The following is a 10,752-nucleotide window of genomic DNA, read 5'->3' as shown; positions in this document are numbered from 1 at the left end:
TCTGTTCTTATAGGTAAAGATCATGGAAATTAACAAAAAGGATTGAGATCGGGAATTAAACCGAAATTATTTTATCATTACTCCTGGCTTGTTCACCAGTGGAATTCGGATTAGGTTCTCATCTACAATGCTTTCAGGGAGAAAAATAAACTTTTTATCATAGATCACATTATTTATATAATAGCTCAACCAGTATTCGTTTGTTAAGCCCAGTACTTCTGGAGCAATCGCTTCTACACCGGCAAAAGATTGTGGCATTACATTTCCCAAAGAGTGGCGCAGCACAGAAGTCTGCACTTTTCTACCGTCTTTTTCTCCATATCCCTTTGAACTGATCATGACATTTTCCAAAACCTCATTTTTCAGGTTAATCAGATATACTGTCCAGTTTTTAAACTCCGGACTTTCGCTGGTCAATACCACCGCAACGGCGATATCTTCTACTATGTTTTCTGGGAGATCCTTTTTCATAATTACGCTTGCAGGGGTTACCTGCCTTCTATTTTTTCGCTACTGTTTTCTTTTTTGCTGGTGCTTTTGCCGCTTTAGCAGTGGTTTTAGCTGCTGCTTTTTTCTTCGTTGCTTTAGGCTCAAATGCATTTGGAACCTGCTCAACGATTAGTTTTTTCACTTCCTCCAAAGAAACGGATGCCAGATCCTCAGGTGTGTATTTTTCACCTGTAGCCGGGTTTTTACCCAGTTTCAGCATGTCTTTACCGAAGCGGATGAAAGGTCCCCATCTGCCGTTTTCAATCGCAATTTTCTCCTCATTCCACTGCTGGATGAATCTGTTGGCTTCTTTTTCCACCTTTTTGCCAATCAATTCATTGATATCTGCGGCCGAAAGTTCTTCAAAGTTATATGCTTTTGGTACGTTGATGAACAAGTCGTTCCATTTGATGAAAGGACCGAAACGGCCTTTTCCTTTTGTCACCGGCAAACCTTCGTAATGTGCAACAGGAGCATCAGCAGTGATTTTCTCCTGAATAATTTCTATCGCACGGTCTCTATCTACTGATAAAGGCTCTTCGTTTTTAGGAATGGAGATGTAAGCATCTCCCCATTTCACGTAAGGGCCAAAGCGGCCTACACCTACAGAAACTTCTTTACCTTCATAGTCTTCCAATTGGAAAGGCAGTTTAAACTGCTCTAAAGCGTCTTCAAGTGTCACTGTGGCCACCGACTGAGATTTTGCCAAACTCGCATAACGCGGTTTTTCTTCATCATCATTCTGACCAATTTGCACCAATGGACCAAATTTACCTACTTTAGCATATACGTTCTTTCCAGAAACTGGATCCACACCTAGTAAACGTTCTCCGTTTGCACGTTCCGCGTTTTCTAATGTAGTTTCTACTTCCTGATGGAAAGGGGTGTAGAAGGAGTGGAGCATTTTCGTCCATTCCTGTAAACCTTGTGCGATCTCATCAAATTCCTTCTCTACATTCGCTGTAAAGTTGAAATCGACAATTCCTTTAAAGTGTTCTACCAGGAAGTCGTTCACTACTTCACCTATATCTGTTGGGAAGAGTTTTGATTTCTCTGCACCCGTAATTTCTGTTTTAATTTGTTTTTTAACTTCACCATTCGCCAATACAATCGAGGTAAAGGAACGCTGACGACCATCACGGTCTTCTTTCACCACATAACCACGGTTTTGAATCGTAGAGATCGTTGGTGCATAAGTAGAAGGACGACCGATACCCAGTTCTTCCAGTTTCTTAATCATACTGGCCTCTGTATATCTTGCCGGCGGACGAGAGAAACGCTCTGTTGCATTCATTTCTCTTAAGCTCAATTCCTGGCCTTTAGCCAATGGAGGCAGCATGTTGTTGTCTTCAGAATCTTCTGCTTCATCGTCATCGCTGGATTCCAGGTATACTTTTAGGAAACCATCAAATTTCAATACTTCACCTTCTGCAACTAAATGCTCTTTTCGGGTACTGATGGCAATCTGTGCAGTTGTTTTTTCAAACTGCGCCTCAGACATCTGAGAAGCGATGGCACGCTTCCAGATCAATTCATACAAACGCTGTTCTGAACTGTCGCCGGTCACGGTATGGTGATTGAAATAAGTAGGGCGGATGGCCTCGTGAGCTTCCTGTGCGCCTGCAGATTTCGTTTTATAAGTTCTTTGGTGATGGTATTTCTCGCCCCATGCAGAATTAATTTCCGCTGATGCTGCCTGTAATGCAGTTTCCGATAAATTCACGGAATCGGTACGCATATACGTGATACGTCCACTTTCATACAGTCGCTGAGCGATCTGCATCGTCCTCGACACCGAATATCCCAGTTTACGGGAAGCTTCCTGCTGTAAAGTCGAAGTTGTAAATGGAGGCGCTGGGTTTCTTTTTGCAGGTCTGGTCTCTAAACTGGCCACGCTGAATCCTGCCTGGATACTGTCATTTAAGAATTTCTCTGCATCTGCTTCTTTTTCAAAACGCTGTGGCAATTCTGCTTTCACCACTTCTTTACCTTTTCCAGTACCGAATTGTGCAGATACCTTAAATGCAGCGGTTGCATTAAATTTATTGACTTCTCGCTCTCTATCTACAATTAAACGTACGGCTACCGACTGCACTCTACCTGCAGATAAAGATGGTTTGATTTTTTTCCACAATACCGGAGAAAGTTCAAAACCTACCAATCTATCCAATACACGGCGTGCCTGCTGGGCGTTGACCAGGTTATAATCGATGGTACGTGGATTCTCTATCGCCTTTAAGATGGCAGGCTTAGTGATCTCGTGAAATACTATACGTTTAGTTTTATTTTCTTTTAGTCCTAATGTCTCATATAAGTGCCAGGAAATTGCTTCCCCTTCACGGTCCTCATCGGACGCTAGCCATACCATTTCGGCTTCCTTGGCTAACTTCTTAAGCTCGGCTACTACATGCTTTTTATCGGCAGGGACCTCATAGGTCTGGGCGAAATTATTGGCTACATCGATGCCCATATCCCCCTTAACCAAATCCCGGATGTGTCCGTAACTTGATTTAACAAGGAAATCTTTTCCTAAATACCCTTCGATGGTTTTAGCTTTTGCAGGTGACTCAACTATTAATAAATTCTTCGCCATTCAGAACGTTTTTCTGCAAATAAAGCTATAAATAAGGCTAATTTCAAAATCCGATATGATTTTTATAGTAAATAAATTTGAAAAAGCCTCATTTTATTAGCTATAAAGTGGTGATTATAGCTGATTTATGGGGCTTATCCGGGGTAATGTGTTTTTTTGATAAAAAAATGGGGATATGCTAAATAGGTTTAAAGCCGTAATGTATTTCAAGTAATTCGCCTAATTATGCAGGAATAACTTCGATTCTACCTTTATAGCGAGCAAATATTTCTTTAATACTTTATAAATAGGAGGGATTGTCTTTTTCAAAATCGCCTATTTCAATATAGCGGTATCGGAATGTTTAAGCCGCCGGACATTTCTAGGTAATAAATGAAGTTTTTTTACTATTTCCAAGCTTCTTTTAGGTTCAAACAATCTTTTTGTGCTTAACTTCGTTTATACATTTAAAAATATCAAACTATGAATACATTATTAATATTACTGAGCCTGATCTTTACCCCGCCGGCAAAAAGTATTTATGATTTCAACTTTAGAACCATCGATGGTAAAGTGATGAAAATGTCGCAATTCAAAGGAAAGAAAATCCTGATTGTGAACACCGCGTCGAAATGTGGGTATACGCCTCAATATGAAGACCTGGAGAAATTGAGTAAGCAATATGGTAAAGAGGTGGTGTTGATCGGATTCCCAGCTGGTAATTTCGGCGGACAAGAATTAGCGACTAATTCTGAAATTCAGGACTTCTGTAAAAAGAATTTTGGGGTTACCTTTTTATTAAGTGAAAAAGTGAGTGTTAAAGGTGATGACATTAACCCATTGTTCAAATATCTGACAACTGCAGCAAACCCAGATTTCACTGGTGACATCAACTGGAATTTCGAGAAGTTCTTAATCAATGAAAAAGGAGAATTGGTACACCGTTTCCGCTCTAAAGTGAAACCTTTAAGCGAAGAGCTGACTAAGAACCTTTAGTAGTTAACTAAAAAACTAGTTGAACCTGTTTCTTTTGAGACAGGTTTTTTTATGGAATTAAGTGAAAATATCTGGATGTAGTTGTCGTGTATATTATATTTGTGACAACAAAAGTACATCAGATGAGAAAATTAGCATACTGGATCATTGTGGCATCGAAAGATCATGTTAAAACCGGGCTGGCAGAGGGGATTGCACAAGCCTGTCATGGAAAAATCTCGCCTTTGAAAAAGATGCGTAAGGATGATTTCATTATCTATTATTCAGGAAAACAAACTATGGGAAGACCTGAGGCCTGTCAGGAATTTACCGCTATAGGAAAGGTGATGGATGACGAAATATATCAGGTTCAAGTGTCTGAAGACTTTTGTCCCTCAAGACGTAATATTGAATTTTTGCCGAGCCTGGATGTTTCCATTTTGCCCTTAATTCCCGAACTGGATTTTATCCCCAACAAGAAAAGCTGGGGCTATCCGTTCCGTTTTGGTTTCTTCGAGATCAATCAGCATGATTTTGAATTGATTTCTTTAAAAATGCTACATAAAGACCATGTCTAATAAAATTGAATTTTATTTTAAAAAGCCCGAAGACAGTCCCGGTTATCTTCTAGGGCAGTTAACAATGCTATGGCAGAGGAAACTAAAGCGTGTTTTAGATCCTTTAGACTTGACGCATACCCAGTTCGCGCTGCTCTGTGCACTAGCCTGGTTATCCAGAGAAAGTGATAAAGTTACACAGGTTGACGTCGCCAATCAAAGCAATACGGATAAAATGATGGTGTCAAAGGTATTGAGGACGCTGGAAGATAAGAATTTTATTACCCGTCATGAACATCCAACAGATACCAGGGCTAAAACCATCATGTTGACTCCAGATGGAGAAAAGGTCTTACAAAAAGCCATTATATGTGTAGAAACTGCCGATCTATATTTTTTTAAGGAGTTAGGAACAGACCTGACCAGCTTTAATTCAAAGATGGCAGCATTAATTAAACAGCATACTAAAGAAGTGTAAAGCCTTTACAAAAAGTAATTTCTCCATTTTGCAATGCCACCTTTTAGACTGTAGATCTGCTTGCCTGAGCCCTGTTTATCATGCAAGGCCTCTGCCGCCGCAACACTCCGGATTCCATGCTGACAAATAAAAACAATGTTTTTTTCTTCAACAGCAGTATTCAGAAATTCAGCGAGCTCAGACATGGGCACTTTTTTGAAGATTTCGCTATCAAGGACGGGTACTTCATGGCGTTCTCTGACGTCTATAAGCAAGATAGATGCTTCTTTTTGAAGCGCAGTCAATTTTGTAATGTCTATTTCAGTGTAAGCTTGCATGATTTGAGTAGAATTGTGGCGTTCGATTTCCATTTTGCAAATTTACCGTTAAAATGTGGCTTTGTCGAGGTTTTTTGTAAATCACATGGCCAATCCTAATTAGGTTTATCGGGGAGCTTTCGCTTTGGATGCGGCTGCAGTTGTAATTTTAACTTTGTGCTAAGTCTGCTTTTGCTAATAGCTCTGGTTGACTTCTTGTTATGTTCTGGTCTATTAAACGCAATAGGTTCTTGTTTTTTAATGCGCTTAATTTCTTTACTTTTCAAATCAGTTTTCTCTATGCTGCCCACATAAACACTATCTGAAATTTCGGAACCATCCTCCCTATATAGGCTTCACCGGTTATTGCGTGTTTTTTATGGTAAGAAACCGCCTTGTTGTAGTAATTCCTGTCGGAATTAACAACCTTAAGCTGAAAGCCTAATTTAATAAATTGATGAATGGGTTTTAGAAACTTATTGACGATCGTTATGCGGTTGCAATTGATCATTCTGGCAGGGCTGAGGGGTTTATTGCTTTTACCAATTGTTCTGATAATCGATTTTCCGTTCAATACATAACCCACTAAATTGCCTACACGGCCATGAAATCCACCAAATAGTTCATTTTTTAAACTTCCAATAATAGTTATTTATTTTAAGTTACTGATCTACAATGTTTTTGATGAAATTAATGAATGGTCAAATTAAATTCGGTTATAATTAAATCTAAATAAGACATTATTTACTACTTATGTCATAGTTAAAACATCATTTAGATCAATCATGGATTAATCAACCATTAACGATTGAATAAAGACCTGTTAAATTTCTACTTATTTCAAGTTCAAATTTAGATGGTTAAGGGAAAGAGATGTTGAACCTATATTGGAATAGTTTGATGAATTAATGCTTTTTCACGAAAGCGTAAAACAATTTCCTGCTTCAGCTAGTTTATGGTCATTGTTAGATCTTGGGTATTCATTTACTACTAACATTTTCAATTTAAGTGTAAAATAGCATGGAGAAGGAAGCTTTTAACATTCGGGTCGGTTACGGCAAAAAGGAAGTCACCTTGACGATCCTTAAAGAGAAGGATTATTATAAGGTGATCTATTTTGGGGGTATTATGGGCGCTGTTCGTCATGACAGAAACGAATGGGTGTTGATGAAAACGACAGAAATTCCAGCCGGAGATCTTCCAATATATACCCCAGAATTAAAAGGGGAGCGACTAGAAATTGTATTTGATGAGCGTACAGCACGTGCTATTGGAAAGGAAATTGAGCACATCATCGACTAAGCAATTGTTGAAACTACTTAAGGACCAAAGGTTTTTCAGATTTGAATTTTGGCTCTGCGGCACGTGTGCCATTGTTACATTTACCTAACATCATATAAATTAAAGCAAATATGATAATTGTAGACAAACAGCCGCCGCCTAATTTTTTTGCTCCCCAACCAGCAATAATGGTTCTAAAAAAGTTATTCATAGGTTTAATTATTTAAGATAAAAGGTTTGAACACAAACATAACACTTGTGAGTATCATTAGGTTTAAATCAAATAGAACAATGGCCTAAAATGTGTGTTAACAGGAGTAGTATCCTTTATTAAAGAAATTTATGACTAAAAATCTTGCTGAAAACCAAGCATTCGAATGGATTGACCTTACTGCCCCGACAACAGAGGAGCTTTCTAGCATCGCTAAAAAATACAACTTGCATCCCGCCCTCGTTAATGACTGTCTTCAGCCAGATCATTTGCCAAAATATGAAAGGATGGAGGACTATGCTTTCATTATATTTAGAATACATACACAAAAGAATGTCGCAGAGGCGGACACTGTCCAGGAGCTTACCCATAAAATTGCGTTCTTTTACTCCGATAAATTCCTGATCACTGTTCATCGCAGGACACATGATTTGATTGCGCCAATAGCGAAGTTGATCAAAAATGAAAAATGTAGCAACACCCTTGATTTATTGAATCTGTTGATCAGTGCCTGTTTAAACACTTATACCGAACCATTAAATAAACTGGCTAAATCCGTGGATTATTATGAAGAGATTGTTTTTTTAAGACCCAAAAAAGCACCATTGCTGAAAGGGCTGTACTATTTAAAACGGAAGATTGATTTATTGAAAAGAATGCTGATTCTTTCTTATGACATTATTGATGCCTTGGATGCGCAGGAAGGAAATGTGAATACTAGGGATACCAGGGATTTATATGTGAAACATCAGAGCATGCTGGACTCACTTGCTGAAAACATACATCAGCTGTTAGCCATTTATTTCTCGGCATCTTCTCAGAAAACAAATGAAATCATGCGGGTGCTGACCATCTTTTCGGTATTCTTTATGCCCTTAACGTTCATTGTTGGAATCTATGGAATGAACTTCGAGTTTATGCCGGAAGTGCATTGGAGAATGGGATACCCGGGAGTGATGGGATTAATGGTGGTGGTGACGGTAGCTATTTACTTTTGGTTCAAAAGAAAAGGTTGGCTTTAATCACCTAATCTTATTTTTTTATGAGTTGATATGAATGCCGGCAGTGCTTAGACTACCGGCGGAGAGAGGCTACAGATTTGGCAGTTTTACTGCCTTTATTGTCGCTATAATTTAACCTTCGGAAATTTTTCATGTATTAAAGAAGGGAAGAGATTCATTAAATACTTGGGACAAACATACAAGGCCAGAAAACATTATTTCCCACCCGAATGGGTGGGTTTCATAATTTAAGAGATTAAAATCAACCTACCCATTCGGGTAGGTTGATGAAACACACTTTATATTGAGTTGAAATGCAATGGATTGCGGCTGTATTGTTGTTTTTGGCAATCAGTATCTAAGTTTCAGGAAGAGAAGAAAACTCAAATTATACAAGGTTATTACAATGAGCTCAGCAGAAAAAGATTAGTTTTGAGTTCTATTTTAGCCGTTTCTTGTATAAATGAACTGTTTTCAACCTACTCAATACCGAACTTTTTATCCCCGAATCATCATTCTGATACTGCTGTTATTACCGGGTGTTTTTGTGAATGGACAAACTGCTGATCGCAGCAGCAGTTTAGAAAAAGAGATCTCAGGTTTGATTTTCAAACCCCTCAAAAAAGCACCTTCTTTTAGTTTTGCAGAACAACCAGGCCCAAAGAAAGAGCAGACTGCCTACTGGTTAAAAGGTAAACTGGATACGCATCAGCTGAATCAGCCTTTATCTTTACAGATTTCTTCTTCGCACCTTCACCATACCTCACTTTATAGTTATAAAAATGGGCAGTTCATTGAAATAAAGGAACAGGAAAATCTAGCCAGATATGATCAGTTTAACTTTCAAACAGATAGTAATGTCTACTATTTGAAAAGTTCAGATGCACTGTTGAAACAATTGCCTTTAGTGCTGATGGATGCGCAGTCCTTCCAGGAAAAAGAGGGGAAGAGGTTGCTCAGAATTGGTTTTTATTACGGACTTGGATTGATGTCCATTATATTCAATTTTGTATTCTTCCTGATCTTCAAAGACAAGCGGTTTATTGCCTACTGCTTTTTACAGATTGGTGTTTTTGTGGAGTTTTTCTATGAAGACGGAATGTTTTATTACTTGTCCTCCGGAGAATTAGTGATGAATAACCTATTGGTTTATACCGTGCCATTTACCGCTGCTTTTGCCTGTGTTTTTTCTTACTATTTCCTGGATTTGAAAGATACGCATAAGAACTACTGGCGTTATGTGGGCCCGGTGATCGCCCTGGCATTATTGACCTTGGTTTTATTTACCATTTTCAAATGGGAGGCCTTCCTTCCGATTGTAGATTTGCTCAGTTTTTTAAGCGCCATAATCCCTATCAGTATTGCCATTTCCAGGTTTAAGAAAGATGTCTATGCCCGGTTTTTAGTCTTAACTTTTGGTATCATCGTCATTTTTGGAGCTGGCTATGTGCTCAACATGAATTTTAACCTGCCTTGGTTAGCTGCATTTGATATGGATGCCTTGAGAATGGTCAGTGCTTTTGAAATTATCTCTATCGGCTTTGCCATCACCTTTAAAGTTAGAGCCCTACAGGAAGAGAAGGAGCATTACCGTACTGAAATCAACAAATACCTGGTGGAATTCAAAGAAAGTGCTTTAGTAGTACCTGGGATTTCCAACCTTCCGCTGAGTAATGAGGAGGATACCCTGATGATTTTACAAAAGGATTTCCTGCTGACTGAGCGCGAAACAGAGGTGCTGCAAGGGATTTGGGAAGGTCTAACCAATCAGGAACTGGCGAATAAACTGTTTATTTCTCCAAATACGGTGAAATATCACATCAGTAATTTATATGTGAAGCTGGATGTAAAGAGCAGGACACAGGCGCTAAGGATCAAAGATAAGGTCAATGTATAAGAATCGTATATCAGAAATTGTTCCATACCGTATTGTAGTATATTAGTTGGAATAGTGTTAACTTGAACTAATCACTTCTTGCCATATGACAAGTCGTTTTCAGTTTTAATCGTTCAATTTTGCACCACTAAAAAATTTAAAGAAATGAAAAAATCAGCTTTAATTACAGGGGCAAATAAAGGGATAGGACTTGAAATAGCAAAGCAATTGGTACAAAAAGGGTTTTATGTTTACCTCGGAAGCCGGAATTTAGAAAAAGGACTGGAAGCCCTGGAACATTTAAAAGCCCAGGGATTGACCAATGTTGAAGTTATTCAATTTGACGTAACTGATAATGATTCCCTGAAAAGTGCAAGAGCAGAAATAGGTAAAAAGACGGATATTTTAGATGTGCTTATCAATAATGCAGGCATCAGCGGCATTCCTCAAAATCCTTCAGCAGCTAGTATAGATAATTTCAAGGAAGTATACGAAACCAACCTTTATGGAGTAATACGGACTACACAAGTATTTATTGACTTATTGAAGAAATCTAATGAACCTCGCATTGTAAATGTAAGCTCTAACATGGGATCCCTTACCTTTCAAAGCGATTCAAACTATGCTGCTTATCATTATAAAGTACTTGCAGCGTATGCTTCTTCAAAATCAGCAATGAATATGTATACGGTGCATTTGGCTTACGAATTGCGTGATACAAAATTTAAAATAAATGCAGTTTGCCCCGGTTATACCAAAACCGATTTTACAAACCATCTTGGAACTGGCACAGTCGAAGAAGCTGGTAAACGCATTGTAAAATATGCTTTGATTGATCATAATGGACCAACTGGTAAATTTTTCAGTGAGGAAGCCAATCCGCTAACAGCTGAAATTCCCTGGTAATGAAATTCATGAAAGCACTATTTGCTTTTTATTTTTATGGTGCTTTCATGATTATAAACCAAATTGTTACCAAGTCCCATGTGGTTAAAAAACGTCTTGACTAAATTTGC

General features: G+C 38.4%; 12 protein-coding genes. 7 read left to right on the top strand and 5 right to left on the bottom strand.

The window, feature by feature from the left end; all coding sequences use genetic code 11:
* Positions 1-66: 66 nt before the first annotated feature.
* Positions 67-471 (bottom strand): hypothetical protein, encoded by a 405-nt coding sequence (locus tag AQ505_RS14205; protein WP_062548789.1) that lies wholly within the window; start codon positions 469-471, stop codon positions 67-69.
* A gap of 28 nt (positions 472-499) precedes the next feature.
* Positions 500-3,082, bottom strand: a complete 2,583-nt coding sequence (gene topA / locus AQ505_RS14200) for a type I DNA topoisomerase (protein ID WP_062548788.1) — start codon at positions 3,080-3,082, stop codon at positions 500-502.
* A gap of 462 nt (positions 3,083-3,544) precedes the next feature.
* Between topA and AQ505_RS14195 the strand changes: the two genes are divergently transcribed.
* The 3 genes from AQ505_RS14195 (at position 3,545) to AQ505_RS14185 (ending at position 5,071) form a co-directional block, all read left to right on the top strand.
* Complete coding sequence (locus AQ505_RS14195) at positions 3,545-4,057, top strand: glutathione peroxidase (RefSeq protein WP_062548787.1); 513 nt, start codon at positions 3,545-3,547, stop codon at positions 4,055-4,057.
* 122 nt (positions 4,058-4,179) lie between these two features.
* Positions 4,180-4,614 carry an EVE domain-containing protein gene (locus AQ505_RS14190; protein WP_062548786.1) on the top strand — a complete coding sequence of 145 codons (435 nt, stop codon included), beginning with the start codon at positions 4,180-4,182 and terminating at the stop codon, positions 4,612-4,614.
* Positions 4,607-5,071, top strand: coding sequence for a MarR family winged helix-turn-helix transcriptional regulator (locus tag AQ505_RS14185; RefSeq protein ID WP_062548785.1), 465 nt, complete (start codon positions 4,607-4,609; stop codon positions 5,069-5,071). Before AQ505_RS14190 ends, AQ505_RS14185 begins: the two co-directional genes overlap by 8 nt.
* 5 nt (positions 5,072-5,076) lie before the next feature.
* On the opposite strand, the gene AQ505_RS14180 is transcribed toward AQ505_RS14185, so the two are convergent.
* A complete protein-coding gene (locus AQ505_RS14180) occupies positions 5,077-5,421 on the bottom strand; it encodes a rhodanese-like domain-containing protein (RefSeq protein ID WP_062548784.1) in 345 nt (114 codons plus the stop codon).
* Between the two features lie 244 nt (positions 5,422-5,665).
* Positions 5,666-5,953 carry a DUF6266 family protein gene (locus AQ505_RS27375; RefSeq protein ID WP_062548783.1) on the bottom strand — a complete coding sequence of 96 codons (288 nt, stop codon included), beginning with the start codon at positions 5,951-5,953 and terminating at the stop codon, positions 5,666-5,668.
* A 434-nt stretch (positions 5,954-6,387) separates the two neighbouring features.
* Here AQ505_RS27375 and AQ505_RS14170 point away from each other — a divergent pair, with 434 nt between their 5' ends.
* Positions 6,388-6,669 carry a hypothetical protein gene (locus tag AQ505_RS14170; RefSeq protein ID WP_062548782.1) on the top strand — a complete coding sequence of 94 codons (282 nt, stop codon included), beginning with the start codon at positions 6,388-6,390 and terminating at the stop codon, positions 6,667-6,669.
* A 13-nt stretch (positions 6,670-6,682) separates the two neighbouring features.
* Here the strand turns inward: AQ505_RS14170 and AQ505_RS26665 are convergent, their stop codons facing one another.
* A complete protein-coding gene (locus AQ505_RS26665; RefSeq protein WP_197286185.1) occupies positions 6,683-6,859 on the bottom strand; it encodes a hypothetical protein in 177 nt (58 codons plus the stop codon).
* Positions 6,860-6,990: 131 nt separating this feature from the next.
* Here AQ505_RS26665 and corA point away from each other — a divergent pair, with 131 nt between their 5' ends.
* The 3 genes from corA to AQ505_RS14155 all read left to right on the top strand — a co-directional run bounded on the left by corA (position 6,991) and on the right by AQ505_RS14155 (position 10,642).
* Positions 6,991-7,881, top strand: coding sequence for a magnesium/cobalt transporter CorA (gene corA / locus AQ505_RS14165; protein WP_062548781.1), 891 nt, complete (start codon positions 6,991-6,993; stop codon positions 7,879-7,881).
* 442 nt (positions 7,882-8,323) lie between these two features.
* The gene (locus tag AQ505_RS26945; protein WP_062548780.1) at positions 8,324-9,757 is read left to right on the top strand and encodes a LuxR C-terminal-related transcriptional regulator; all 1,434 of its coding nucleotides are present in this window, start codon (positions 8,324-8,326) and stop codon (positions 9,755-9,757) included.
* 144 nt (positions 9,758-9,901) lie between these two features.
* Positions 9,902-10,642: an SDR family oxidoreductase gene (locus AQ505_RS14155; RefSeq protein WP_062548779.1), complete on the top strand. Its 741-nt coding sequence runs from the start codon at positions 9,902-9,904 to the stop codon at positions 10,640-10,642.
* Positions 10,643-10,752: the final 110 nt, after the last annotated feature.

The sequence above is a fragment of the Pedobacter sp. PACM 27299 genome (assembly GCF_001412655.1).
Classification (GTDB): domain Bacteria; phylum Bacteroidota; class Bacteroidia; order Sphingobacteriales; family Sphingobacteriaceae; genus Pedobacter.
This window is presented reverse-complemented; position numbering and strand designations above follow the sequence as displayed.